Source organism: Sulfitobacter sp. R86518, from assembly GCF_042466275.1.
GTDB lineage: Bacteria > Pseudomonadota > Alphaproteobacteria > Rhodobacterales > Rhodobacteraceae > Sulfitobacter > Sulfitobacter pontiacus.
Map to the genome: position 1 here is coordinate 1045501 of NZ_JAXHCA010000005.1, position 25848 is coordinate 1071348.

Annotated in this window: 24 protein-coding genes and 1 tRNA gene; 13 read left to right on the forward strand and 12 right to left on the reverse strand. The window is 59.9% G+C overall.

The features are described 5' to 3' along the window. Positions 1 to 933: 933 nt before the first annotated feature. The gene (locus tag SJY36_RS05960) at positions 934 to 1614 is read right to left on the reverse strand and encodes an outer membrane protein (RefSeq protein WP_386173626.1); all 681 of its coding nucleotides are present in this window, start codon (positions 1612 to 1614) and stop codon (positions 934 to 936) included. A gap of 227 nt (positions 1615 to 1841) precedes the next feature. Here SJY36_RS05960 and SJY36_RS05965 point away from each other — a divergent pair, with 227 nt between their 5' ends. Both SJY36_RS05965 and SJY36_RS05970 read left to right on the forward strand, forming a co-directional pair. Further along, the gene (locus SJY36_RS05965) at positions 1842 to 2939 is read left to right on the forward strand and encodes a hypothetical protein (protein WP_386173629.1); all 1098 of its coding nucleotides are present in this window, start codon (positions 1842 to 1844) and stop codon (positions 2937 to 2939) included. Positions 2940 to 3031: 92 nt separating this feature from the next. Beyond that, entirely contained in the window at positions 3032 to 4417 is a 1386-nt protein-coding gene (locus SJY36_RS05970; RefSeq protein ID WP_386173631.1) for a DUF6161 domain-containing protein, read from the forward strand. A 155-nt stretch (positions 4418 to 4572) separates the two neighbouring features. Here SJY36_RS05970 and SJY36_RS05975 read toward each other — a convergent pair. From SJY36_RS05975 to SJY36_RS05990, 4 genes are all read right to left on the reverse strand, one after another. After that, positions 4573 to 4647: transfer RNA gene (locus SJY36_RS05975), tRNA-Glu, on the reverse strand. Between the two features lie 75 nt (positions 4648 to 4722). Next, positions 4723 to 6462 (reverse strand): single-stranded-DNA-specific exonuclease RecJ, encoded by a 1740-nt coding sequence (gene recJ / locus SJY36_RS05980; RefSeq protein WP_386173633.1) that lies wholly within the window; start codon positions 6460 to 6462, stop codon positions 4723 to 4725. Between the two features lie 99 nt (positions 6463 to 6561). Beyond that, the gene (locus SJY36_RS05985) at positions 6562 to 7848 is read right to left on the reverse strand and encodes a homoserine dehydrogenase (protein ID WP_386173635.1); all 1287 of its coding nucleotides are present in this window, start codon (positions 7846 to 7848) and stop codon (positions 6562 to 6564) included. A 106-nt stretch (positions 7849 to 7954) separates the two neighbouring features. Further along, entirely contained in the window at positions 7955 to 8251 is a 297-nt protein-coding gene (locus SJY36_RS05990) for a hypothetical protein (protein WP_064216019.1), read from the reverse strand. 79 nt (positions 8252 to 8330) lie between these two features. Between SJY36_RS05990 and SJY36_RS05995 the strand changes: the two genes are divergently transcribed. Continuing rightward, positions 8331 to 8918: a TetR/AcrR family transcriptional regulator gene (locus SJY36_RS05995; protein WP_386173637.1), complete on the forward strand. Its 588-nt coding sequence runs from the start codon at positions 8331 to 8333 to the stop codon at positions 8916 to 8918. A 48-nt stretch (positions 8919 to 8966) separates the two neighbouring features. On the opposite strand, the gene SJY36_RS06000 is transcribed toward SJY36_RS05995, so the two are convergent. The 3 genes from SJY36_RS06000 to SJY36_RS06010 all read right to left on the reverse strand — a co-directional run bounded on the left by SJY36_RS06000 (position 8967) and on the right by SJY36_RS06010 (position 11800). Beyond that, positions 8967 to 9647: a nitroreductase gene (locus SJY36_RS06000; RefSeq protein WP_037943891.1), complete on the reverse strand. Its 681-nt coding sequence runs from the start codon at positions 9645 to 9647 to the stop codon at positions 8967 to 8969. Positions 9648 to 9740: 93 nt separating this feature from the next. After that, on the reverse strand, positions 9741 to 11114 hold the full coding sequence (locus SJY36_RS06005; RefSeq protein ID WP_386173639.1) for an L-serine ammonia-lyase: 1374 nt from the start codon (positions 11112 to 11114) through the stop codon (positions 9741 to 9743). Beyond that, a complete protein-coding gene (locus SJY36_RS06010) occupies positions 11114 to 11800 on the reverse strand; it encodes a glutathione S-transferase family protein (protein ID WP_386173641.1) in 687 nt (228 codons plus the stop codon). The genes SJY36_RS06005 and SJY36_RS06010 overlap by 1 nt, the downstream gene beginning before the upstream one ends. A gap of 228 nt (positions 11801 to 12028) precedes the next feature. On the opposite strand from SJY36_RS06010, the gene rpiA reads away from it, so the two are divergent. From rpiA to SJY36_RS06040, 6 genes are all read left to right on the forward strand, one after another. Continuing rightward, a complete protein-coding gene (gene rpiA / locus SJY36_RS06015; RefSeq protein ID WP_005852551.1) occupies positions 12029 to 12817 on the forward strand; it encodes a ribose-5-phosphate isomerase RpiA in 789 nt (262 codons plus the stop codon). 21 nt (positions 12818 to 12838) lie between these two features. After that, a complete protein-coding gene (locus SJY36_RS06020; RefSeq protein ID WP_341205357.1) occupies positions 12839 to 14305 on the forward strand; it encodes an FAD-dependent oxidoreductase in 1467 nt (488 codons plus the stop codon). A gap of 93 nt (positions 14306 to 14398) precedes the next feature. Beyond that, the gene (gene hflK, locus SJY36_RS06025) at positions 14399 to 15622 is read left to right on the forward strand and encodes an FtsH protease activity modulator HflK (RefSeq protein WP_386173644.1); all 1224 of its coding nucleotides are present in this window, start codon (positions 14399 to 14401) and stop codon (positions 15620 to 15622) included. Next, positions 15622 to 16533, forward strand: coding sequence for a protease modulator HflC (gene hflC, locus SJY36_RS06030; protein ID WP_009826613.1), 912 nt, complete (start codon positions 15622 to 15624; stop codon positions 16531 to 16533). Before hflK ends, hflC begins: the two co-directional genes overlap by 1 nt. Positions 16534 to 16773: 240 nt before the next feature. Beyond that, the gene (locus SJY36_RS06035; protein WP_386173647.1) at positions 16774 to 18258 is read left to right on the forward strand and encodes a DegQ family serine endoprotease; all 1485 of its coding nucleotides are present in this window, start codon (positions 16774 to 16776) and stop codon (positions 18256 to 18258) included. Between the two features lie 141 nt (positions 18259 to 18399). After that, complete coding sequence (locus SJY36_RS06040) at positions 18400 to 19086, forward strand: TetR/AcrR family transcriptional regulator (RefSeq protein WP_235183770.1); 687 nt, start codon at positions 18400 to 18402, stop codon at positions 19084 to 19086. Here SJY36_RS06040 and SJY36_RS06045 read toward each other — a convergent pair. After that, the gene (locus SJY36_RS06045) at positions 19083 to 19493 is read right to left on the reverse strand and encodes a Fur family transcriptional regulator (protein ID WP_386173649.1); all 411 of its coding nucleotides are present in this window, start codon (positions 19491 to 19493) and stop codon (positions 19083 to 19085) included. The genes SJY36_RS06040 and SJY36_RS06045 overlap by 4 nt on opposite strands. Positions 19494 to 19639: 146 nt before the next feature. Between SJY36_RS06045 and SJY36_RS06050 the strand changes: the two genes are divergently transcribed. Genes SJY36_RS06050 through SJY36_RS06065 form a run of 4 tightly spaced genes read left to right on the forward strand, consistent with a single transcriptional unit; the run spans position 19640 to position 23165 of the window. Beyond that, the gene (locus SJY36_RS06050; protein WP_009826617.1) at positions 19640 to 20545 is read left to right on the forward strand and encodes a metal ABC transporter substrate-binding protein; all 906 of its coding nucleotides are present in this window, start codon (positions 19640 to 19642) and stop codon (positions 20543 to 20545) included. Between the two features lie 12 nt (positions 20546 to 20557). Beyond that, entirely contained in the window at positions 20558 to 21454 is an 897-nt protein-coding gene (locus SJY36_RS06055; protein ID WP_386176460.1) for a manganese/iron ABC transporter ATP-binding protein, read from the forward strand. Further along, positions 21451 to 22326 carry a metal ABC transporter permease gene (locus SJY36_RS06060; protein ID WP_005852566.1) on the forward strand — a complete coding sequence of 292 codons (876 nt, stop codon included), beginning with the start codon at positions 21451 to 21453 and terminating at the stop codon, positions 22324 to 22326. Before SJY36_RS06055 ends, SJY36_RS06060 begins: the two co-directional genes overlap by 4 nt. Beyond that, positions 22323 to 23165 (forward strand): metal ABC transporter permease, encoded by an 843-nt coding sequence (locus SJY36_RS06065; RefSeq protein ID WP_074635675.1) that lies wholly within the window; start codon positions 22323 to 22325, stop codon positions 23163 to 23165. Before SJY36_RS06060 ends, SJY36_RS06065 begins: the two co-directional genes overlap by 4 nt. Before the next feature lie 21 nt (positions 23166 to 23186). Here the strand turns inward: SJY36_RS06065 and SJY36_RS06070 are convergent, their stop codons facing one another. The 3 genes from SJY36_RS06070 to SJY36_RS06080 are packed head-to-tail and all read right to left on the reverse strand — an operon-like array spanning position 23187 to position 25642. Then, positions 23187 to 23993 (reverse strand): carbohydrate ABC transporter permease, encoded by an 807-nt coding sequence (locus SJY36_RS06070; RefSeq protein ID WP_386173652.1) that lies wholly within the window; start codon positions 23991 to 23993, stop codon positions 23187 to 23189. Then, positions 23993 to 24865, reverse strand: a complete 873-nt coding sequence (locus SJY36_RS06075) for a carbohydrate ABC transporter permease (protein WP_386173654.1) — start codon at positions 24863 to 24865, stop codon at positions 23993 to 23995. Before SJY36_RS06075 ends, SJY36_RS06070 begins: the two co-directional genes overlap by 1 nt. A 21-nt stretch (positions 24866 to 24886) precedes the next feature. Further along, positions 24887 to 25642: a DeoR/GlpR family DNA-binding transcription regulator gene (locus tag SJY36_RS06080; protein WP_005852573.1), complete on the reverse strand. Its 756-nt coding sequence runs from the start codon at positions 25640 to 25642 to the stop codon at positions 24887 to 24889. Between the last annotated feature and the right edge of the window lie 206 nt (positions 25643 to 25848).

Sequence of the window (25848 nt, forward strand, 5' to 3'; positions counted from 1 at the left end):
GCTAACGCACGTCAGCGACCTTTACCTGATCCACCGACACACCTGACGCAGTCTACCGCGAATGCATCGGCACGGGTGACTCGGTGTACCAGCGGTGGCCTGCGTTAGCAGGTGTACCAGCGCGATCACCTCCCTTCAATCCAGATCGAAATGGAAGCATAATGGGGAATTCCACTTAAAACATTGATAAGTAATAATAAAAATTGACGTAGGGACCCAAGAGGGGCTACCGGGTGGGGGTGACATGGTCGCGCAGATGCTAAGCGATACCCCCTGTGCGAGTGCTAGTTGCTAAAGTTCCGATCTGCGTATCAATATCTTTCATTGGTCTGGAGGGGGGTACCCCCACCCCCTAAACCGAAACACTAACTCCCCTGAAAAATTTTAAAAATTCATCCGCAAAAGTTGCTCGGCCCAATGCGATAGGGAAATGCGACGGCATCCACCGGGCATCAACTTGGACAGAATGTGTAACAGTATCGGCGTGTGCTCGGACTAACTTGAACAACTTAAAGGATTACTTCATGGTGATCTGTGGCAATCAATGCCTCAGGGAGGAATTAGAACACTTAAGTGTGTCACTTAGGTGAATTTTAAAACAATCATGATAAAAAAAATTTTTAAGAATACGTTTTGCTTTGTTGGTATCCATTCATGGCGTGAGAGCAAAACTATGCCTGAGAAGGTTTGCAGAAACTGCGGTCGCAGGCATTCGTACTATTGAACCTGATAAGAAAAGAAAAAATAAATCTTGTCAGAACTACCCTGCACCAAGAAAAATCGAATTGTCTCAATACTGAGTTTTCACGGCAACTGAACTAAGTCATGCAGGGCATCAAGTTCTAATGCACACCAATAGGCAGAACACAAAAAAAACAGCTACCCAATTAGCTTGGGTAGCTGTTCAAACTTAGGGTCTGGAGGCCTTACAGTTTAGAAGCGGTAGTTAACACCGAACTTAATTTGTTGAAGATCAGCTTCAAGCAGGCCTTCGGTGTTATCGACATCACCGAAATCAGTATAGCTATACTCTGCGTAGCCGGTCCAATTTTGCGTGAACATGTATTCACCACCGAAACCAATTGTTACACCGTCAAGATCTTCGGACAGGCTGTCCCCGTCGAGTGACACTTCGCCTTTAGCTTTGCTGTAGCCCAGCAAACCATATGCAAGGAAGTTATCTTGCACGAGATAGCCGCCGCGAGCAAAAATCGTCGCCATATCTTGAATTTCGACTTCTACGCCGGAATCGGCTAGAATACCTTCGCCGTCGCCGTCATAGGAGCCAAAGTTGTACTCTGCGCCAAGGCCAAAAACGCCGCGGCCAAATTGCCAGTCATATCCTGCCCGCAATGCAGCGGATACACCGTCAGGCTCGGATAGATTATCGCTGAAACCTTCGTCGCTCAAAAATGAAGCCGCTTCATCGTTTGCATCGAGAGAACCGAAACCGTAGCTGATGTTGCCACCGACGTAGCCGCCAGTCCATGCAGGTGCTGGAGCTTGGTCAGCCATCATAACAGGCTGTTCCATAACTGGAGTGACCAAGTCACCCGCCAGTACTGGTGTAGAAACGAGCAAGGCCAACGCCGCGCCATAGGTAAAAGTATTCACTGGAAATCCCTTCCGATAATATCGCTAACCATCGTCTCTTCACACGTATTTCAATTACTTGCAATTGCACCCTGAGGTTGCTTCGTGACATCTGTAATACATGTTGCAATTGAGCATCAGCGATAAGTAGGCACCCCCTTCAGTCGGAAAGTACAGCTCTGGGAATTCCACTGACAAAGTCCGCCATTGCATCTAAACGCGCTGCAGCCCTAAGCAAAGCACGGGCGATGGAACTCGTCGCGAGAAACAGCTTTGCCACGATGGAAGCAGCGAAGCTCTTTGCAGATGTCGAATTGTCCGGCGCGGCAAATGTCGATGCAAAGACGCGGGCTATGCTTGCCCAGATCGATGCAGCGGAACAACTGAAGGACGCACAGGCCAGCCCCATGGACGCGGTCATGGGCGATCCGGAGGGCAATTTTAAAAGCGCTCTATCCAGTGCGTTGCAAGCTGACTTTGACCTGTCCAGCATCGCCGAAGGCATCCGCGCAAGCCTAGCCGACGCTATGGCGGAGCAGATCACAGACGCAATCTTTCCAGAGCTGAATAGCGGTGCATCCGAAGCAGCGCAGATGCAGGCGGCGCTGACAGCGGGCGGGGCTAACGCTGCTCAGCAGATAAGAGCCGCGATGGCAACAGGAGCAACCGGAGCAGGCCAGAAACTAGGCTCAGGCGTCAGAACGGCATCTATACAGGGCGCAAGTGCTCTACAACGTGCTGGTATAACCTCTGCAACTTCTATGGCGACAGGCGTCTCCGCAGCAGGCTCCGCAGGCGCAACACAGATGCAGTCCGGCATCATCGTCGGGTCCACGGTCGGCGCACAGAAGATGGAAACCGCGACATTCTGCGGCGGTAATGGTGGTGGTGGTTTCGGTAGTATGTTCCGTGGCGGCAACTGGCTGGGCATCGGTGTAGGCCTGCTAGGCGGTCTCCTAGGTGGCGGAGGAGGTAGCAGCTCGTCCAGTTCTTCTACGTACACACCCGTGACGAAGACCAGCAAATACTATGGTCCAGACAACGTCCCCAGCTATGCAGCGGGTACCGCCAATACGTCGGGCATCCCTGCCGTTCTACATCCGAATGAAGCTGTTATCCCGCTTTCCAACAACAGGAAGGTTCCTGTGGAAATGGGTAGCGCAGGCGGTCCAGCTCCGATGACGTTCAGCGTCGTGAACAACGTTACGGTGGAAGGCTCAGAAGATGATCAGGAGAACGCCCTGAACATCGCGACATCTATTTCTGAACGCATGGAGATGATGATCGAAGAGAAGATGATCGAGCATTCCCGCTACGGTGGGTATCTCAATCCCCGGGGGAGTTAGTGGGGGCGGCGTTAGCCGCACCATCCTAAGTTGTAATGGTGTAAGCCGTGTGCAAACGTTGATCCAAAGTCAATTCATACGGCGAGTTTACCATGGCGGCTACACCTTACCACATAACCTATGCAGATCATCCCGACGTAAGGTATCCGAGCAAATCTGGAATGCTCACATACATTAAGGATGAGCGTACGGCATGGGGGCCATTCTTAGATGAGCTTCCAAATATGTTGAAAGGGCATGTGCCATTCCGGCACAACAACAGTCAAAGCCCAGAGACTCTTTCGGCAGCCCTCGAAATTTTAGAGGGTAAGTTGGAAGACGTTAACCAATTTAACCAAGCAACACGTAAGGCAATGCATGGCGGTAGTATCGCCTTGCCGCCGAACTCTGATAGCGCGGAAGGGCGGTTAATCCTCGCGTTATTTAATGGTGAAAAGACCATCGAAGCGCTTGCTGTATATATTCGCTTTATCGAACTCAATTTTGGCGCTCAACCATCTACTAACCAGTTCTACGGCCCCCTTTCCCAGAAAGGTGAGCGTCTACTTGAGTCCGGAATTGTCGCGGCGGTATTGCCATTCAGTAAAGTGTCTTCGGCAAAGCTTGCTGGTGCGGCTCGGAAAGCTGCGAACCACAATGACGCGTTAGAGCAGGAAGTCGCTAAAGCGGCAACAATCAATGAAGAACATGAAAACCGTCTCAACGAGTTCCTTGAGGAGCAGAAGCAGAGAAGCAAAGATTTAGAAAACGGCATTCTTGATAAATTTATAGAGCGCACCGATCAGTACGACGAATGGAAATCAGGCATTGATGGTCAAGTCTCGGAGCGCTTTGAAGAAGCTGAGAAGCGCATCGCTGGCGTGGAACGTTTAAGCAAAATTAAACTGCAGCAGCAAGAGGAGGAGTTCGGGCGTCTCCAAGACCTGTTTGCAACCCAACTTCGTTTGCGCTCCCCTGTAGCTTTGTGGGAGAGGCGAGAGCAAAGTCACTCTGAGAACTCTAGCGGAGCTTTGTGGCGATTGGGCATCTTCGGTTTTGTTACGGCTGCGATAGCAATCGGGGTTCCTGTATGCTTTGGCGACTATATCGCTGGAAGCTTCTTCGAGATGGTTTGCTCGCCACAGGGAGCCGAGGGTGCTGCAGAACTTCAGTGCGAGCGGTATTTTTCTGCCAAGGGTCCTTTAACCGTCACAGGCCTCCTCCTCGCCATGTCGATCCTCACTTGGATCACACGCTTGCAGTACCGCATCCACTTAAGCGAACGTCACCTCGCTCTTGATGCTAGTGAGAAAAAGGCCTTCGCCGAAACCTACCTAGCAATGAAGGAAGGTGAGGACGTGGGGCAGGCGAACGAGGCTATTGTACTGGCATCGCTGTTCCGACCCACCCAAGATGGGATCATTCGTGATGACGAGACAGGAATGGACCTCTCTGCGGTAGCGTTGTTAGCAAAGCAGCTTGGCAAGAGTGGTCCGTAAATATGCTGTGCAGAAATTCTGCTTACGGCGAAAGCGATTTTACACAAGGGGGAATCGAAACTCAGGGGCCAAACTCACACTTGGGGGTTCATTTGGGGGTCGCTTCCGCACAGTGGCGCTAAGTATTTGTTATGAATGGGGTAAGTAGGCACAAGTGGCAGCCCGTAGGGGAGTCGAACCCCTCTTTTCAGGTTGAAAACCTGACGTCCTAACCGATAGACGAACGGGCCACTTAGCTTGTGAGCGCTTCTCTAAGGAATGCGGCGCAGGCGCGCAAGCAGAAATCGAAAGAAAATGAAAAATTTTTACGCAGGTGCCGCATCTTCCAGACGCAGCTGCACAGACTGTCGGCCCCGCCACGTATTGATGTCCAGACGACCGGCCAGATGGAACCGTGCACCACCGTGATTTTCCAGTGCCGGGCCAAGCGGGCCGTCAAATGCGCCGAAGGCGATGGCGTCCATTTTGGTGTTGTTGCCGTCGCCAAAGCTGATCTTGAGGTGGCTTTCACCCACCCGCTTGGCAAAGCGGATCTGCATGTCGGCAAAGGCATATCGCGGGGCAGGGGCACCGGCCCCGAAGGGGCCTGCCTGTTCCACCTGCTGCGCCAGTTCCACCGTCGCGGCGGCGGGCATCAACATGCCGTCCAACTTCAGGTCTGCCGCGCCAGCCAGATGCGCGCCCTGCTTGGCCAGTAGCTCTGACAGCCGCGCCATGGCGGCGTCCAGCTTGTCTTCGGCCACGGTCAGCCCGGCGGCCATCTTATGCCCGCCGCCCTTGATCAGCAGGCCCTCGGCCGCCAGCCGCTGGATCGGCGCGCCCAGATCAATCCCCGAGACAGAGCGGCCAGAGCCTTTGCCGATGCCATCCTCGAACCCGATCACGATCGACGGCCGGTTCGACGCCTCTTTCAAACGCGAGGCGACGATGCCCACCACGCCCGGATGCCAGCCCGCGCCCGAGGCCCAGACCAAAGGCGCGTCAAAGCCGCGGGCCTCTGCCTGATCCAGCGCGGCGGCGCGGACGGCGGTTTCAACATCGCGGCGCTCGGTGTTCAGCAGATCCAGCTTTTCGGCAAGCGCCTGCGCCTCATGGGGATCATCGCAGGCCAGCAGCCTTGCCCCCAAGTCCGCTTGCCCGATGCGCCCGCCCGCGTTGATCCGCGGGCCAAGCAGAAACCCAAGATGATAGGCCGCTGGGGCCGTATCCATCCGCGCCACATCGGCCAAGGCGGCAAGCCCCAACCTGTCGCGCCGCGCCATGACGCGTAGCCCCTGACGCACAAAGGCGCGGTTCACGCCGATCAACGGGGCGACATCGGCCACCGTGGCGAGCCCCACCAGATCCAAGAGCGCCATCAGGTCAGGCCCGCGTGCGCCCGCTTCGCGCAGTTGGCGCCCTGCCTCGACCAGCATCAAGAACACCACTGCCGCGGCACAAAGATGCGCCAAGGCACCGTCTTCATCCTGCCGGTTGGGGTTCACCACGGCCAAGGCGTCGGGCAGGGTTTCTCCGCCCAGGTGGTGGTCCAGAATAACGACATCCGCCCCGACCGCCGCGGCCACCGGCCCATGGGACAAGGTCCCGCAGTCAACGCAGACGATCAGATCATGGGCCGCGGCCAGTTCGGCCATTGCGGCGTCATTGGGGCCATATCCTTCGTCGATCCGGTCCGGCACATAAAGCGTCGCGGCGCAGCCCATCTCGCGCAGCCAGACCAGCAGCAGCGCGGCAGAGCTGCCACCATCCACGTCATAATCCGCAAAAACGGCAATCCGCTGACGTGCTTTGACCGCAGCAAGAAAACGCGTCGCGGCTTTTTCCATGTCGCGCAGGGATCGCGGGTCAGGCAGCAGATCGCGCAACGACGGTGCAAGAAACGCCTCGGCCTCTTCCGCCGCCACACCGCGCCGCGCCAGCACCTGACACAGGGCCAGCGGCAGGCTGGTCTGCTGCACCAGAACTTCGGTCGCGCGTTCCACCTCGACACCGGGGCCCACCCAGCGACGCCCCATCAAAGACGCATCAACACCTAGAAAGCTCATGCATCTCCCCCTTCCAAATGGTCAAAAATCCTCGCCGAAGGCATCCGTCTCATCCTCCCCACAATGGGCAGGGCAGGGGGGCGGCCGCGCCCCTCGGGGTTACAGATCCTCGATCCGCAGTGCCACGGGATCGCTTGCCAGCACACCGGTTTTCGCCATCGCGGCCAGAGCCTCGTCCAGCGCGGTGCGGCTGCATTTATGGGTGACGATCAAGACGGGGGCCTGATCGCTGCGGTGTTCGGTCTGGCGCATGCGGTCGATGCTGATCCCGGCCTCGCCCAGAACGGTGGCGACTTTGGCCAGAGCACCGGGTTTGTCCAGCAGGCCCATGCGCAGATAGAAGGCGGCGGGGCGCTGCGACAGGGCCGCGGTGGCCGAGGCGAGCGTTGCCGCCTTCTGGCCAAAGACCGGGCCATGCCAGCCGCGTGCGATATCGCAGATGTCCGACAATACAGCGCTGGCGGTGGGGCCTTCACCGGCACCGGGGCCGCGCAGGACGATCTGCCCGATGGCATCGGCTTCCAGCACGATCATATTGGTCCCGCCCGCGAGTTGTCCCAGCGGAGAGCTGTCGGGCACAAGGCAGGGCTGCATGCGCTGTTCCAGCCCGCGGCCGGTCATTTGCGCGACGCCCAGAAGCTTGATCTTGTATCCCATATTCGCGGCAGCCTGAATGTCGTCGATGCTGACGCGCTGGATGCCTTCGATCTCGATCCCGTCGAAATCCACCTGCGTGCCAAACGCGATCGACGACAGGATCGCCAGCTTATGCGCCGCGTCAATCCCGCCGACATCAAGGTTCGGGTCCGCTTCAAGATAGCCAAGCGCCTCGGCCTCCTCGAACAGGGAGTTATAGCCGTTGCCGGTCTCTTCCATGCGGGTCAGGATATAGTTGCAGGTACCGTTCATCACGCCCATGACGCGGGTGATCTCGTTCCCGGCAAGGCTTTCTGTCAGCGCCTTGATCACGGGGATGCCCCCGGCCACGGCAGCTTCATAGCGGATCAGGCAGCCCGCGGCTTCGGCTTGTTCGGCCAGCGCCTGACCGTGGATCGCCAGCAGCGCCTTGTTGGCGGTGACCACATCTTTGCCCGAGGCAAGCGCGGCTTCGGTCGCGTCCTTGGCGGGGCCTTCGTCGCCGCCCATCAGTTCGACAAAGACATCCACATCATCGCGTTTTGCCAGTGCGACGGGATCATCTTCCCACGCGTAGCCCGACAATGTGACACCGCGGTCCTTGTCGCGGCTGCGGGCAGAGACGGCGGTGATGGTGACGGGGCGACCGGTGCGGGCCTCGATCAAGGCAGCCTGCTTGCGGATGATCCGCACCACGCCAACCCCAACGGTGCCCAATCCGGCAATCCCAAGACGAAGCGGTTGTGACATGGTGCAATCCTTTTGGTGGTGCGCGGCAGCGGGCTGCGGCGTTTCGGGGGTTTAGCCGCGATGTAGCCCTTTCCTACCGCGCACGCAACGCGACATTGCATGCGCCTTATTGCAGACCTTGGGACAAACGCTGCTTTTCCGACCCCGACAGAACCGATCCGCGCAAGCGCGCCGCGCGCGCCTGCAACCGTTCGACCCGCGATGTCAGCCCGTTTTCGGTTTGGGGGATGTTCACCTGTCCGGCCTCGGCCTTGGCAAGCAGCGGATCGACCGGCACAAGTGCTGGATAGTCCGAGGCGAGAAGCTCGGGCGTGGCACGGCTGTCGAGCGCGGGAAACTGCGTGCAGGCCGCGGGCAGGGTCAACGCGGCAAGGCAGAGCGGAAGAAGGATACGGTGCGTCATAGATCAGTCATGCACCAGCAACGGAAATCGCGCAAGCAGGGGTTTGCCTTTGAACATGCGTTCAATTAACCTTTGACCCATGGCGCGTACAACCGGATCACATTCTGACATCACTCGGCCCAAAATCCGCGCGGCAGCGTTGCGGCTTTTCGCCCGTCACGGCTTTGCTGCCGTATCCATGCGGGCACTGGCGACGGAAGTCGGGGTGCAGGCGGGCGCATTGTATAATTACACGCCGGACAAGCAGACCTTGTTGTTCAGCCTCTTGCAGGACCATATGAACGACCTGCTTGCGGCCTGCGACAGTGACCCCAGCCAAAGCGCGGTGGATCGCTTGCGCCAATTCGTCGATTTTCACATCCGCTTTCACGCCGACCGCCCGGACGAGGTGTTCATCTCTTATATGGAGCTGCGCAACCTCACGCCCGAGAATTTCGCCGAGGTCGAAGCATTGCGCCGCCAGTATGAAGACCGGCTAGAGACGATTTTGCGAGACGGGGCGGCGGCGGGGGATTTCGCCATCGCGGATACCAAGATCGCGACCTTGGCGGTGATTGCGATGCTGACAGGGGTGAACACGTGGTTTCGCGCAGGCGGACGGCTGTCACTGGACCAGGTGATCGCGCAATATTGGGATATGGTGCGCAAGTCCGTCACGGCGGGGTAGGCCCCCGCGCGTGACGCTGGTTTTCAAGGCGCTTAAGGCCGTAGGGCGTTAATCGTCGAAGCCGACGAACCGCGTGACCTCTTCGACGGGGCGGCGGGTAGAGACGACGGCATTGGCCGAAAAATCCTCGTCCGGCCAGCCCATGGCGACGCAGGTCATGATCACCTGATCGTCGGGGATTTGCGCATGTTCACGCACCACAGGCGATTGCATGATGCCCTGACCGTTGATCACGCAGCCCAGACCTTTGCTCCACGCGGCGAGGACAAGGCCGTAGGTCACCGCGCCCAGATCGAAATGCGCGATGGTGCCGTTGTCATCCAGCGACTTGTCAAAGCAGACGACGATGGACACCGGCGCGTCAAACTGGCGGAAGCCGCGCATCACCCAATCCTGACGGCGCTCCTTGTCGTCGCGTTCGATCCCCATGGCAGCAAAGAGCTGTTTCGCGATGCCGACCTGACGGTCGCGATGGACACCGGCATAGGCCCCGTGATCGCTGATTTCACGCACCGGCGGCACGCCTTGCAACATACGGGTCGAATTCCCTTCACGGACTTTCTCAAGCGGTTCGCCGGTCAGCACATGCAGATGCCACGGCTGGGTGTTCATCGAGGATGGAGCGCGATTGGCCAGTGCGATGACCTCTTCCAGCAGGGCGCGCGGCACGGGGTCTTTCTTGAAGCCCCGGATGCTGCGCCGTTCCTGCATTGCCTGTTTCAGTTCCATCTTGCCCTCCCGCAAATTTCCTGACGGCTGTCAGACTGTTGTAGTTCCGCGGTGGGGTCAAGCGCGGGTGGGGCCGCGTGCCGCTGCGTCAGATCAGCAGTTCGGGACGTTGACCGCCAGCCCCCCAAGCGAGGTTTCTTTATACTTTTCAGACATATCCGCACCGGTCTGACGCATGGTTTCGATGCAGGCGTCCAGCGGCACCAGATGCGTGCCGTCGCCGCGCAGCGCAAGCGACGCGGCGGAGACCGCCTTGATCGCGCCAAGCCCGTTGCGTTCGATGCAAGGCACCTGCACCAGACCGCGCACGGGGTCGCAGGTCATGCCCAGATGATGTTCCAGCGCGATTTCGGCGGCGTTCTCGATCTGTTGCGGCGTGCCGCCCATCACGGCACAGAGCCCGGCTGCGGACATGGCGGCGGCGCTGCCCACTTCGGCCTGACAGCCCGCTTCCGCCCCCGAGATCGACGCGTTGAATTTGACCAGCCCGCCGATCGCCGCAGCGGTGAGCAGGAAATCCTCGATATGCGCCTCTGATGCGCCGGGGACGTGATCCAGAAAATAGCGCAAGGTCGCGGGCATCACACCCGCCGCGCCGTTGGTGGGGGCGGTGACGACTTGCCCACCGGCGGCGTTTTCCTCGTTCACCGCCATAGCGTAAACGCTCATCCAGTCGTTGATCGTGTGGGGCGCGCGCTGGTTCTGGCCGCGCTCCGAGACCAGCGCATCATGGATCGCCTTGGCGCGGCGTTTGACGTTCAACCCGCCGGGCAGGATGCCATCGGTTTCAAGCCCGCGGTTGATGCAGTCGTTCATCACCTGCCACAGCCGCTTGGTGCCGTCGCGCAGCTGCGCCGCGCCGCCGCGCGATTCCTCGTTGGCGCGTTTCATCTGGGCGATGCTCTTGCCGGACTCTGCCGCCATCTGCAGCATCTCGGTTGCGGATTTGAACGGGAAGGGCACCGGCGCGCCTTGGTCCGTGTCTTTGCCCGCCGCCAGTTCGGCTTCGGTCATAACGAAGCCGCCGCCGATGGAATAATACGTCTCGCGCAGGGTGACATCGCCTTGGGCGTCGGTGGCCATCAGCATCATCCCGTTGGCGTGGCCGTCCAGCTTGGTGTCATAGTCAAAGATCATATCGGACTTGGGCGCGAAACTCAGCGTGCCAAGGTCTGGCAGGGTGATCGTCTGCGTGCGGTTGATCTCGGCCAGTACCTCTTCGGCGCGGTCATTATCGTAGTCTTGCGGCGTGAACCCCGCGAGGCCAAGGATCGTGGCGCGGTCCGTGGCGTGCCCCACACCGGTAAAGGCCAGACTGCCATGCAGCGATGCGCGCAGGCCCGCGAATTTGAACGGGGAGGCGCGCATCAGGTCCAGAAACCGTGCCGCCGCCACCATCGGCCCCATCGTGTGCGAGGAGGACGGGCCGATGCCCACTTTGAACATATCGAAGACAGAGAGAAACATCAGGTGGCACTTCCTATGGGTGGGGTGGCAAGGTGGGGCGCGGTAAACGGCGTGGGCCCCAGCCCTTCGGCGGTTTGCGCGGCCGCCGTGCAGGGGAGCGTTTCGACCCGAGCGCAAAGCGCGTGCAGATGCGGGGTGGCGCGCAGATCGAACCAGCCGCGATCACGGTTGCGCGGATACAGCGCACACCAGCGCAACAGCGGGGCGACGTAAAGCGCAAGCGCGAGGGGCAGCTTATCCGCCGCGGCCCGGTCCTCCAGCCTGCGCAGATGGGTTTGCAACGCTTGGGTTACGGTTGTGTGCAGCGCGTCTTGGGCGGCGTTGTCAGCGCCCACGTATTTATCAGGGTAAAACAGCATACGCAGGGCAGGGTGCACCGTATTGGCAACGAAAAACAACCACTTGAGGAAATCCGCCCGCGTGGCATCCGTCGCGGCAGGGGCCAGCCCCCCGTGCCGGTCCGCCAGCCACAGCAGGATTGCGCCGGTTTCGAACATCGGCCCGTCCGGCGTCTGCAACGCGGGGATCAGCCCGTGCGGGTTCAGCGCGCGATAGGCGGGGGCAGACTGCCCCTGCGCCGCGCGATCGACCAGACAGGTGTCATAGGCCACGCCCTGCGCCTCGAGCGCGAGGCGGATGATCAGGGAGGCATTGTCGGGGGCGTAGTGCAGCGTGTAATCGGTCATAGGCCGGTGGTATCCCATTGCGCCGGAGGCGGGCGATTGAAAACGACCGATCTGCGCGGTTTGCGGTACTCTATCCAGATTATCGGCGCATAACACCCCCGTGGCACCGTGGCGCAGGCCATGTGTCACCGCCCGCAGGCCACGCGACGCGACGACAATGCGGTTTTGAGGGTCGCGCGCCGGCGCGGCTGCGTCTATAAGGGCGTCGATTAACGAGGAGTCGCTGCCATGACCGGAGAATTGTCACCCATCGATAAGGCCAAATTTGTCGCCGCCAAACGCGCTGCACAATTTGTAGAAGACGGAATGCGCGTCGGATTGGGCACCGGCTCTACCGCCGCGTGGCTGGTGCGCTGCTTGGGAGAGATGGTGCGCGACGACGGCTTGCGGATCAAGGGCGTGCCCACGTCGACCCGTACCGCGCAGCTGGCGCGCGAAGTGGGGATCGAGGTGATCAGCCTTGATGAAGCCAAGTGGCTGGACCTGACCATCGACGGCGCGGACGAGTTCGACGGAGAGCTGAACCTGATCAAGGGCGGCGGCGGTGCCTTGCTGCAAGAAAAGATCGTGGCCACCGCATCTGATCAAATGGTCGTGATTGCCGACATCGGTAAAGAGGTCGAAACACTGGGCGCATTTCCCCTTCCGGTAGAGGTTATTCCCTTCGGATGGCAGACCACACAAGCGCTTGTCGAAGAGACTTTGGTGTCGATGGACGTGCTGGGGCGCAATTCCACGCTGCGTATGAACGGCGACATCCCCTTCGTGACGGACGAGGGGAACTACATCCTTGACCTGCATCTCAAGCGGATCGGCAACACCCGCCAGATGGCCTTGGTCATGAACCAGATGCCGGGCGTAGTTGAAAACGGGCTATTCATTGATATCTGTGATGCCGTGGTGATCGGCTATGGCGATGGCCGCGTCGAAGTGCGCGACATCAACGAAGGCACTGTTGATCGCGATAAGATGGAGTTTGTCGAGACGGATAACCTGTTCTCCGACCTGAGCGATTAACAAAGAAAGGCCCCGGCCCAGATGAGCGATTTTGATTACGACCTTTTTGTCATTGGTGGCGGTTCCGGCGGCGTGCGCGCCGCGCGTGTTGCGGCGGGCGAATACGGGGCCAAAGTCGCCCTCGCCGAAGAAGACCGCTATGGCGGGACATGCGTGATCCGGGGCTGCGTGCCGAAAAAGCTGATGGTTTTTGCCTCGGGCTATGCCGAGCTGGTGGACGAGGCGCAGTGCTTTGGCTGGGACATCAAGCCGGGCACCTTCGACTGGCACGCGTTCAAAACCCGTTTGAACACTGAACTGGACCGGCTGGAAGGCGTCTATCGCAAGCTCTTGGCCAATTCGGAGGTCGATACCTATGACCAGCGCGCCACGATCAAGGATGCGCATACGGTGCAGCTGGCCAATGGCGAAACCCGCACGGCCAAACACATCTTGCTGGCCACCGGCGGCCGTCCGGTACGCCCGGACGTGCCGAACGCCCAGCTTGGGATCGTGTCGGACGATATCTTCCATCTCGAAAGCCTGCCCAAGTCGATCCTGATTGTGGGTGGCGGCTATATCGGCTGTGAATTCGCCTGCATCCTGAATGGCTTGGGCGTCGAGGTGACGATGTACAACCGCGCGGCGCAGATCCTGCGCGGTTTTGATGACGAGGCCCGCGGGCTGATCGCTGAATCGATGACAAATGCAGGCGTCGATATCCACTGCGGCACCAGCATCGTCGAAATGGCGCTGGAATCCGAACACGAGGCGGGCACCATGCCCAGCAACTCTGACGCGGCGATGGGGGCCACGGCTGAGCAATCGAACGAGCTGAACAATTGCGACGCGCGCGCGGGCACGCAGGGGCCGATCTGGGTCAAAGCCTCCAACGGGGCCGAAAAGGTCTTTGATATGGTGCTGTTCGCCACAGGGCGCGCACCGAATACCGATGGCATGGGGCTGGAAGAGGTCGGCGTGTCGCTGGGCCGTCGCCAAGAAGTCGAAGTCGACGAATACAGCCAGTCGGGCGTCCCGTCGATCTATGCCATCGGCGATGTCACCGACCGCGTGAACCTGACACCGGTTGCGATCCGCGAAGGCATGGCCTTTGTGCAAACCGTCTTTGGCGGCAACCCGACGCCCGTGGATCACGATCTGATCCCGTCGGCCGTGTTCACACAGCCCGAATTCGGCACCGTCGGCCTGACAGAAGAGCAAGCGGCAGAGCAGGAACCGGTCGAGATTTATTCGGCGTCGTTCCGGCCCATGCAAACGGCCTTTGCCGAAAAGAACAAACGTGTGATGATGAAGCTGATCGTCAGCAAGGAAACACGCGTCGTTCTGGGGTGCCACATCGTCGCACCAAACGCGGGCGAGCTGATCCAGCTGGTGGGCATTGCCGTGAAGGCGGGGCTGACAAAAGAGCAATTCGACGCGACCTGCGCCGTGCACCCGACCATGTCCGAAGAGCTGGTCACCATGCGCAGTCCGACACGCACTGCTTGAAGTTCGGGCGAATATGCCCAACTCTGCACAAGATAAAACCGCGTAGGCGGTTGGGATAGGGCCGCTGTAGCGGCCATACATAGGGAAGAATTAATGGCTGGAAATACAGGCGGTCCTTGGGGCGGCGGAGGAAACTCAGGCGGTGGGAACAATGGTGGCGACCGCAACCGGCCCGGAGGGCAGCGGCCCACCGGTGGTGGCGGGCGCGGTCCGGGTGGCGACAAAGGTCAGATGCCCGAAATCGACGATCTGGTGAAAAAGGGTCAGGAACAGCTGCGCGTCCTCATGGGCGGCAAAGGCGGCACCCGTAACTCCGGCGGCTCTGGCGGGAATATGGGCGGCGCAGGCCCCAAGTTCACCCGCGGCACAGTGGGTCTGGGTCTGGTGGCGGCCGCTGTCGTCTGGGGGATGGCAAGCTTTTATACCGTGCGCCCTGAACAGCAGTCGATCGAACTCTTCCTTGGCGAATTTTCTGGTATCGGGACAGAGGGCCTGAACTTTGCCCCTTGGCCTTTTGTCACTGCCGAAGTCTTTGACGTGACCACCAACCGCGCCGAAACCATTGGCGCAGGACGCAGTGGCGACGACAACGAAGGGCTGATGCTGACCACGGATGAAAACATCGTCGATATCGATTTTCAGGTCGTCTGGAACGTGAAGAACGCCGAGAACTTCAAGTTCTCGCTGCGGGATCCGCAAATGGCGGTGCGTGCGATTTCTGAATCCGCCATGCGCGAGATCATCGCCCAGTCCGAGCTGGCACCGATCCTCAACCGTGACCGTGCCACCATCGAAGCCTCCGCGCGCGAGCTGATCCAGACCACGCTTGATAACCGTGAGACCGGGATCAACATCATCCGCGTCAACTTCAACAAGGTGGATCCGCCCAGCCAGACGGTCACCGTGACGGATGCAAATGGCAACACGACGCAGGAATCCGTCATCGACGCCTTCCGCGACGTGCAAGCTGCCGAACAGGAACGCGATCGGGTCGAACGTCAGGCTGACGCTTATGCCAACCGCCGCACCGCCGAAGCCCGTGGTGAATCCGCCCGCCTGCTGGAAGCCGCCGAAGGGTACCGCGCACGTGTGGTCAACGACGCCGTGGGTGAGGCAAGCCGCTTTGAAGCGGTATTGCAGGAATATGAAGCAGCACCCGATGTGACCCGTCGTCGTCTGTACATCGAGACAATGGAGAAAGTACTGGGAGACGTGGACAAGATCATCCTCGAAAACGGCTCTGACGGAACCGGGCAGGGGGTCGTGCCTTACCTGCCGCTCAATGAACTCCGCAACTCCAACCGAGGATCGAACTGATGCGTAAACTCAATATCCTCATCCCCGTGGTTGTGATCGCAGCCGTTGTCGCCCTGTCGTCGATCTTTATCGTGGACGAACGTGAACGCGCGCTGGTGCTGCGTTTCGGCCAGATCAAACAGGTGCGTGAAGACGCGGGCATCGGGTTCAAAATCCCGCTGCTGGACGAGGTCGTCCGCTACGACGACCGTATCCTGTCGCTTGAAACGCCGATGATCGAGGTCACCCCCGCCGATGACCGTCGTCTCGAAGTGGATGCCTTTGTGCTGTACCGCATCAACAGCGTGCGCCAGTTCCGTCAGGCGCTTGGCACCGACGGCGGCCGTCAGGCTGAAATCCAGTTGAACGGTATTCTTGACGGTCAGATCCGTGCGGTTCTGGGCTCGCAGGGGGTGACATCCAACACCATCCTGTCGCCCGAACGCTCTGCCCTGATGGACCAGATCCGCGAACGTTCAGACGCGCGTGCGCAGGCGCTTGGTCTGGATGTGGTCGATGTGCGTTTGCGCCAGACCAACTTGCCAGAGCAGAACTTTGACGCGACCCTGCAGCGGATGATCGCTGAACGTGACCGCGAAGCGACCGATGAACGCGCCCGTGGCCGCGAGGCGGCGCAACGTGTCACCGCCCTTGCGGATCGTACCTACGAGGAAATCCTGTCGGAAGCCCGTCGTGATGCCCGTATCACCGAAGGTGAGGCCGACGCCGAGCGGAACAAGATCTTCGCGCAAGCCTATTCCAAGGATGCGGAGTTCTTTGAATTCTACCGCTCGCTCAGCGCTTACGAGCAAGCGTTGAAGGGCGAGAATTCTACCATGGTGATGTCGCCCGACAGCGAGTTCTTTAACTATCTCAAGTCGGACGAAGGCAGCCGCAGCCAACGCGCGACTACCACCGGGACCGGCAACTGATCCTATCCACGGTGCACTTTCAAACAGGGGCTGGCAGAAATGCCGGCCCCTGTTTCGTTTGGGGACATGACCACAGGATCAACGGGATGATGGACGGCAATTTCGCATAGAAACCGAGGGTCGCGTTGACATGCGCGTGAGGATGACCATCTTTCACCTTGCAGCAGTGGGTTTGCAGATGCACTCTGCCAAGGACACACAAACGGGGTGTATCGCCCCTTATAAAACCGGAGTTGACGAATGCAGCCAAAGGCCGTTTCCCTGTCGCGTACCGACGCAATATCGCCCCAGATCAAATGGTTGATGATGGGTATGCTGGCGCTGGCTTTTGTCCTGATGCAGGCCGTGGTCGCACTGGCCAAACCCGAAAGCCTTGCGCCGCTTGCGGAAAAGATCAGCCCGTCGGTCGTGAATATCACCACCTCCACCACCGTTGAAGGGCGCACGGGCCCCCGTGGCATCGTGCCCGAAGGTTCCCCCTTCGAGGATTTCTTCAAGGAATTCCGCGACCGCAACAATGGTGGCGAAGCCCCCGCGCCACGCAAATCTTCGGCGCTTGGGTCGGGGTTTGTCATCTCTGAAGACGGGTTCGTCGTGACCAACAACCACGTGATCGAAGGCGCGGACGAGATTACCATCGAGTTTTTCACTGGCCTTGAACTGAAGGCCGAAGTCATCGGCACCGACCCCAACACCGATATTGCCCTGCTTAAGGTTGAAGCCCCAAGCGCGTTGCCTTTTGTCAGCTTCGGCGACAGCAATGCCGCCCGCGTTGGTGACTGGGTGCTGGCCATGGGGAACCCGCTGGGTCAGGGGTTTTCCGTCTCGGCCGGTATCGTCTCGGCGCGCAACCGTGCATTGTCGGGCACCTATGATGACTATATCCAGACGGACGCTGCCATTAACCGCGGCAACTCCGGCGGGCCGTTGTTCAATATGGACGGCGAAGTCATTGGCGTGAACACCGCGATCCTGTCGCCCAACGGCGGCTCCATCGGGATCGGTTTCTCGATGGCGTCGAATGTCGTGACGCGTGTTGTGAACCAGCTTAAGGAATTCGGCGAAACCCGTCGCGGCTGGTTGGGTGTGCGTATTCAGGACGTTACTCAGGATGTGGCCGACGCGATGGGGCTTGCCAAAGCGTCCGGCGCGTTGATCACCGATGTACCGGACGGCCCCGCCAAGGATGCAGGCCTGAAAACCGGTGATGTGATCCTCAGCTTTGCAGGGGTCGAGGTTGAAGACACCCGCGGTCTGGTCCGTCAGGTGGGCAATAGCACCGTCGGGGCCTCGGTCCGCGTGACTGTCCTGCGCGAGGGAAAATCCCAGACGCTCAAGGTCAAGCTGGGCCGCCGCGAAAATGCCGAAGGCGCAGGGGCGTCTGCGCCTGAGCCAGAGGATGAGGCAGAGCCCGAAGCGCCTGCGTCAAAGTCGGTGCTTGGTCTGACAATCACGCCGCTGACGGATGATCTGCGTACCGAGCTTGGGGCGGATGATTCAGTCGAGGGTCTAGCCGTGACCGAGGTGGACGAGATGTCGGAAGCCTTCGAGAAAGGCCTGCGTGTCGGGGACATCATCACCGAGGCGGGCCAACAGCCGATCCTGTCCATCACCGATCTGGAGGACCGGATCACCGAGGCCAAAGACGGCGGCCGCAAGTCGCTGTTGCTGTTGGTGCGCCGCGCAGGTGACCCGCGCTTTGTGGCCTTGGGTCTGGGCGACTAAATCCGCCCCATATCGCCGGAAAAACACTGCCCCCGTCGGTCCCCGTACCGGCGGGGGTTTTGCGTGAGGCGCGTCTGCACGCTGCCGGTTGTTTCGCATATCGAAAGCCGATAGGATTTACGTCAAATGAAGGACAGCCCCATGCACGACACATCCACGACGGCCATTCGCAGCGATCGGCTGTCTGCGCTGCGCACCCAAATGCTGGCAGAGGCGGAGATTACCAGCGTGCAGAACCAGTCGCTGATCCAAAGCCGCCGCGAACAGATTTGCGAGGCGGCCTTGTCGCTGTTTCTTGAGAAAGGCTTTGCCGCCACCACGATCCGCGACATCTGTGCGCGCTCGGGCGTCAATCAGGCCAGCATCTATGATTATATCGCGAATAAGAACGACATCCTGCGCCGCCTGCTGAACCAGCTGTGGTTCCGCGAGGACGTGTCGACGCTGCCGATCATCCTGCTGGATGAAAACCTGTCACTTGAGGACGCGTTCGAGAAATACTTCCGCGAAAGCTGGTCGATGAAACGGGATGGCACGCTGCTGGCCTATCGATGCGTGCCGCATATGCAGGCCGAAGACCGCCGCGCCCTGCACGCGCGCGAGTTTGCGGTGATGAAGGATCTGGCCGACCAGCTTGCCCCGCGTCTGGGGATGCACAGCGACGATCAACGGCTTGATATCGTTGCCAATCTGATGGTGTTCCTGTCAGCCTTTGGCCCGATGCGCGACTGGCTGATCCGTGACATCCCGGACGAGGTGATCCTGCGCACGATCTCGGCCGGTGCGGCGGCGATGGTCAGATCGCTTGCGGATCAGACGCAGACCTAAAGTTTACGGGCGCGAATGACCGTGTGGTGGCTGACCAGCTCATAGCCCATCTCGGCCGCGACACGATCCAGCAGCGTCGCGATCTCGGTCCCTGGAATTTCCACCAGATCCCCACTGTCGACATCGACCAGATGGTCGTGGTCCGTGTGGGGCATCATCTCGTAGCGGGCAGGGGCATCATCCAGCACCAGTTTGCGCACCAGCCCTGCGTTTTCAAGCACTGACATGGTGCGATAGACCGTGGCGACAGACACAGTGTCATCAAGTCTGCGCGCCTTTTCATACAGGTCTTCGACATTGGGGTGATCGTCGGTTTCCGCCAGCAGCGATACGATGGTTGTGCGCTGTGGCGTGACCCGCAGGCCCGCTTCACGCAGCAATTGCTTGTAATCAGCGCTGTGGGTCAAACCGATGTCCTTTCTCGTCTGCCTTCTTGTTACGCAAGATTCATCTTGCCCGCAAGTTTATGCGACCTATTCTTATTTGCATGTTTGACATATGCGACTAATTCGCATTTACATCTAGCGAACGCATTGGTCCTTGGAGGAACAGAATGAGAAAGAATGTGCTGGCGTCGGTTTTTGCTCCGGTTCTTGGTGTTGCAGCGATGGCGGGCGTGCCTGCTGTTGCGGCTGATTTCAAAGTCGTCACGACCTTTACGGTTCTTGCCGATATGGCGCAGCAGGTGGGTGGCGATGCGGCAGAGGTGGTATCGATCACCAAGCCGGGTGCGGAAATCCACGGCTATGAACCCACCCCGCGCGATATCGTGGGCGCGGTGGATGCCGATCTGATCCTGTGGAACGGCATGAACCTAGAGCTGTGGTTCGAGCAGTTCATCTCGAACCTCGGGGATATTCCGTCGGCGACGCTGACCGACGGGGTGGAGCCGATTTCGATCGGGGAGGGGGAGTATGAGGGCAAGCCGAACCCCCACGCCTGGATGGGGCTGGATAACGCGCTGATCTATGTCGACAACATCGCGGCAGCTTTTGCCGAACACGACCCTGACAACGCGGCGACCTATGCCGCCAATGCCGAAAGCTATAAACAAGAAATCCGCGATACGATCACGCCCCTGCGGGACCGCATTGCGCAAATCCCCGAAGACCAGCGTTGGCTGGTGACCTGCGAAGGCGCGTTCAGCTACCTCGCGCGGGATTTCGGGATGAAAGAGCTGTACCTCTGGCCGATGAACGCCGACCAGACCGGCACGCCGCAGCAGGTGCGCAAAGTCATCGATTCCGTGCGCGACAATGATATTCCGGTCGTTTTCTGTGAAAGCACGGTGAATACCTCGCCTGCAAAGCAGGTCGCGCGGGAAACCGGCGCGGCCTATGGTGGTGTGCTTTATGTCGATAGCCTCAGTACCGCCGAGGGGCCCGTGCCAAGCTATCTGGACTTGCTGCGCGTCACCTCGCAGACTGTCGCGGACGGGCTGGATGCAGGCCTGAAGTAAATGGATACCCATATGCACCCCGCCCCCACGACGACCCCAGATGTCAGCCTTGCGCCCGATGCGATCGGCATCAAGGCCACCGATGTGACCGTGACCTATCGCAACGGCCACACCGCGCTTTATGATGCCAGCTTCGAGATCCCGCGCGGTACGATCACAGCGCTGGTCGGGGTGAACGGGGCGGGGAAATCCACGCTGTTCAAGGCGATCATGGGCTTTGTGCCCGCCGCGCAGGGGCAGATCACCCTGCTGGGCAAGACGGTCAAACAGGCGTTGCGAGAAAACCTTGTGGCCTATGTCCCGCAGTCCGAAGAGGTCGATTGGGCCTTTCCGGTGCTGGTGCAGGATGTGGTAATGATGGGGCGCTATGGGCACATGGGGTTCCTGCGCCGTCCCAAAGCCGCCGATCATGAGGCGGTGGACGATGCTCTGCGCCGCGTCAACATGACCGAGTTCCGCCACCGCCAGATCGGAGAGCTGTCCGGCGGGCAGCGCAAACGCGTTTTTCTGGCGCGCGCCTTGGCGCAGAACGGGCAGGTGATCCTGCTGGACGAACCCTTTACCGGCGTAGACGTGAAGACCGAGGACCAGATCATCGACCTGCTGCGCGAGTTGCGCGACGAAGGGCGGGTGATGCTGGTGTCGACGCATAACCTGGGCTCTGTCCCGGAATTCTGTGACCGGACCGTCTTGGTCAAGGGCACGGTGCTGGCCTATGGGCCGACGGAAACAGTCTTTACCCATGACAATCTGGAAACGGCTTTTGGCGGGGTGCTGCGGCACTTTACCCTTGGGGGGCAAGACCTGCACGATGATGACGACGGGCGCGAGCTGCGGATCATCACCGACGACGAACGCCCCTTCGTGCATTACGGCGAACGCATCGACACTTCCGAGGACGACACATGATCGACCTGCTGCTAGAGCCGTTCAGCTATGACTATATGTTCAACGCCATGTGGGTGTCAGCGATGGTGGGGGCGGTTTGCGCCTTTCTGTCGTGCTATCTGATGCTCAAGGGCTGGTCGCTGATCGGCGACGCGCTGAGCCATTCTGTCGTGCCCGGTGTGGCGGGGGCCTATATGCTGGGGTTGCCCTTTGCGCTTGGCGCGTTTCTGGCGGGCGGTATGGCGGCGGGGGCGATGCTGTTTCTGTCGGGGCGGTCGGGGCTGAAGATCGACGTGATCATCGGCATCATCTTTACCGCATTTTTCGGCCTGGGCCTATTCATGGTGTCGCTATCGCCCATGTCGGTTAGCATCCAGACCATCATTATGGGCAATATCCTTGCCATCGCGCCGCAGGATATCGTGCAGTTGGCGATCATCGGGGTTGTCTGTCTGACCGTGCTGCTGCTGAAGTGGAAAGACCTGATGGTCACCTTCTTTGACGAAAACCACGCACGCTCCATCGGGTTGCGGCCCGAGCTGTTGAAGGCGGTGTTCTTCATGCTGCTGTCGGCGGCGGTGGTGGCGGCGATGATGACCGTCGGGGCCTTTCTGGTGATCGCAATGGTCGTGACGCCGGGGGCGACGGCCTATCTGCTGTGCGACCGTTTCCCACGGCTGATCATCGTATCGGTGCTGATCGGCACGATCACCAGCTTTCTGGGGGCCTATGCCAGCTATTTTCTGGACGGTGCCACGGGCGGGGTGATCGTCACGCTGCAAACCGCGATCTTCCTGCTGGCCTTTGTCTTTGCGCCCAAACACGGCGTGCTGGCCGCGCGGCGCAAGGCTGCGGCGGCGCTCAAATCCTTGCGAGACGGGGTGGCCCCATGATCGAGACGTTGCTGTTTCCCTTTCAGTTTCCCTTCATGCAGAACGCTTTCTGGATCGTCCTGCTGGTCGCCCCGCCGACGGCGTTGCTGTCATGCTTTCTGGTGCTTAAAGGCTGGGCCTTGATGGGCGATGCGGTCAGCCATGCGGTTCTGCCGGGGGTCGTGCTGGCCTGGATTACGGGGCTGCCGTTGATTGTAGGGGCCTTTGCCGCGGGCATGTCCTGCGCGATGCTGACCGGATACCTGAGCTATAACAGCCGGATCAAACAGGACACCGTGATGGGGGTCGTCTTTTCGGGCATGTTCGGGATCGGCATCATCATGTACACCTCGATCACCACGAACCAGCATCTGGATCACGTGTTGTTCGGCAATATGCTGGGCGTCGGCGCGCAGGATCTTTGGACGGCGGGGCTGATCTCGGCCTTTGTGACGGCGTTTCTGGTGCTCAAGTGGAAAGATCTGCTGCTGCACGCCTTTGACCCCGCGCAGGCGCAAGCCAGCGGGCTGCACACGGGGGTCTTGCACTATGGGTTGCTGGCGGTGTTGTCGCTGACCATCGTGGCGACGCTGACGGCGACGGGGCTGATCCTTGCGGTGGCGTTGCTGGTCACACCGGGGGCGATTGCCTTTCTGGTGGTGCGCAGCTTTGGCCCGATGCTGATCGTATCTGTGTTGGTCTGCCTCTTGTCGATGTTCGCGGGCGTCTACGCCAGCTTCTTTCTGGACAGCGCACCGGCTCCGACAATCGTGTTGATCCTGACGGTGATCTTTGTCCTGGCCTTCATCAACCGTTTGCTGGTGACGCGCCGCACCTCGCGTCAGGCGGCACGGGGGTAGCCTTGAAGGGGAGGGCGGCCTCTAGACCCGCCCGACCTTGAACCCGCGGGACAGATGATTGCGCATGGCAAACAGCAGCAATGCGCCGGGCAGCATAGAGGTCAGCGTGAAGGCCATGACCATCCCGATATCCGTCTGAAAGCCGAACATCGCGCTGAGCGCCATAGAGATCGGCTTGCCGTTGGTGGTGGTCAGGATGCGGGCAAAGACGACTTCTACCCAGCTGAACATAAAGCAGAAAAACGCAGTCACCGCGATGCCGGGCGCGATCTGCGGCAGCAGGATCTTCCAGATGTAGCGGGGGCGCGAATAGCCATCAAGGAAGGCCGTCGCGTCCATCTCGCGCGGGACGGCGGCGATAAAGCCCTGCAAAATCCAGATCGACACAGGCAGGTTGAACAGACAATGGGCCAGCGCGATGCCGGTGACCGAGTTGACGATGCCAAGCACCGAGAAAAGCTGGAAGATCGGCAGGGTCAGCACCACCGGCGGGGTGATGCGAAAGGCGATGAAGCTGAAGAACAGATGTTTGTCCCCCAGAAACGACAGCCGCGCAAAGGCAAAGGCTGCGGGCAGGGCGACGGGGATGGTGATCGCGATATTGATCAGCACATAGGCGACTGAATTGCCAAAGGCCGCGCGCAAGCTCGGGTCGGCCCAGATGGCGCGATAGTTGCGCAGCGTTGTCTCGCCCAGGCTCAGCCCGTCCTGCGCCAGCGTCGCGGTAAAGCTCAGCACCGCCATCTGTACCAGCGGCAGGATGGTAAAGAGGATGAACGCCCCCAACAGCGCCAGTTTGATCACGGGCCATGCCCGACGCGGTATCATCACGGCACCCCCGGTTTGCGATCGTCAAGCTTGGCCTGCACCTTGGTAAAGACCCATGCAATCGACAGCACGATCAGGAAATATAGCACCGACCGCGCGGCCGAGGGGCCGTAGTTGAACGCCTTGATCTCCTCGCCCAGATCCACGGCGAGGAACAGGCTGGCCTCGGCCGGGCCGCCGGCATTGATCGGAAAGGCCTCGGTGTAGATCATGAAACTGTCCATGAACCGCAGCAGCACCGCCATGAACAGCACATGCTGCAACCGCGGCAGTTGGATATGGCGAAACACCTGCCACGGGCGCGCCCCGTCGATGGCGGCGGCCTGATACAGCGGATCGGGGATCGTGGTCAGCGCGCTATAGGCGAGGATGACCACAAGGCTGGTCCAATGCCACGTGTCCATTGCCAAGATCACCACCCAGGTCAGCACGGCGCTGTCCTTCCACGCGGCGGGCCAGCCGTAGCCCGCCAGCCACTGCCCCAAAATGCCTGTGTCGTCGTTCATCAGGCTCAGCCAGAGCGCAGGGATCATATTCCACGGTACCAGCAGCGGCAGCGACAGCACAGCCAAGGCGGCCCCTGCCCAGATCCGTCCGCGCGGGATGCACAGGGCCAGCGCGATTCCCAGCGGGATCTGGATGCACAGCACGAAGGTCGAGAACAGCGCGCTGCGCCCGAAGCTCGCCCAGAACCGCGGTGCGGTGATCAGGTCGCGAAACCACTCTGTGCCGATCCAGAAGCGCGATTGCAGGGTGAAAATCTCGAAAAACGAATAGTTGATGACGGTGACCAGCGGGATCAGCCCGACCACCCCCAGCAAGAGGCAGGCGGGGGCGACAAAAAGCCAGCCGCGCGGGTCATGCTGCTTCATGGGGTTCTGTCCACGTTTTGGTCAGGCCGTCACAACCGAGGTGCCCCAGCCCGCGCATTCCGCCTTCAGCGCATCGGGCAGGTGGTGGTCGGTGAACAGCGTGTTTACATCGCGCAGCGAACAGATCGTCAGCGGGGCCTTGCGCTGGAACTTCAGGTGGTCGGCCACGACCATCACCGTGCGTGACCGCCCGATGGCGGACCGGCTCACCAGCACCTCTTGCCCGTCGAAATCCAGCAGATCGCCATCCGCATCAATGGCAGAACAGCCCAGAACCGAGAAATCGAACTTGAACTGTTTGACCATCTCGGCAGTCAGCCCGCCCACCATGCCACCATCCGCACGGCGCAAGACGCCGCCTGTCAGGATGATCTCGCAGCTTTGGTTGGCAGCAAGGATATTGGCAATGTTGAGGTTGTTCGTCACCACCAGCAGGTTTTCGTGATGCAGCATTTCCTGCGCGACTGCCTCGGTACTGGTGCCGATGTTCATGAACACCGACGCCCCATGCGGTATAGCCTGCGCGCAATGTTCGGCGATGGCGCGTTTGCCTTCCTCGTTCAGGCGGCGGCGTTCGTCATAGACGATATTCACCACCCCCGACGGGATCACCGCGCCGCCATGCACCCGTTCCAGCTTGCCGCTTTCAGCAAGCTCGGACAGGTCACGGCGGATGGTCTGCACGGTGACGTTATACGCCTCTGCCAGCCCGTCGACGGTGACTTTGCCGTCCTTGCGCGCCAGCTCCAAAATCTCGCGCTGTCTGAAATTTGACATAGATCCCCCCGTCTTTGGCTGGGGATGCTCAAGGTTTCTGCACGCCCGACCAAAACTTACAATCTACGGAAAGCGAAGCACGTCAAGGCCGCGAATCGTGGTATATCGTCTGTAAGGCGCAGAAATGCGCGTCAGGCGAAGGATTAATGCGCCTAAAATCAAGGCTATAGTCGAAAACGAAAAAAAACGAACGTTCGATCTTGAAA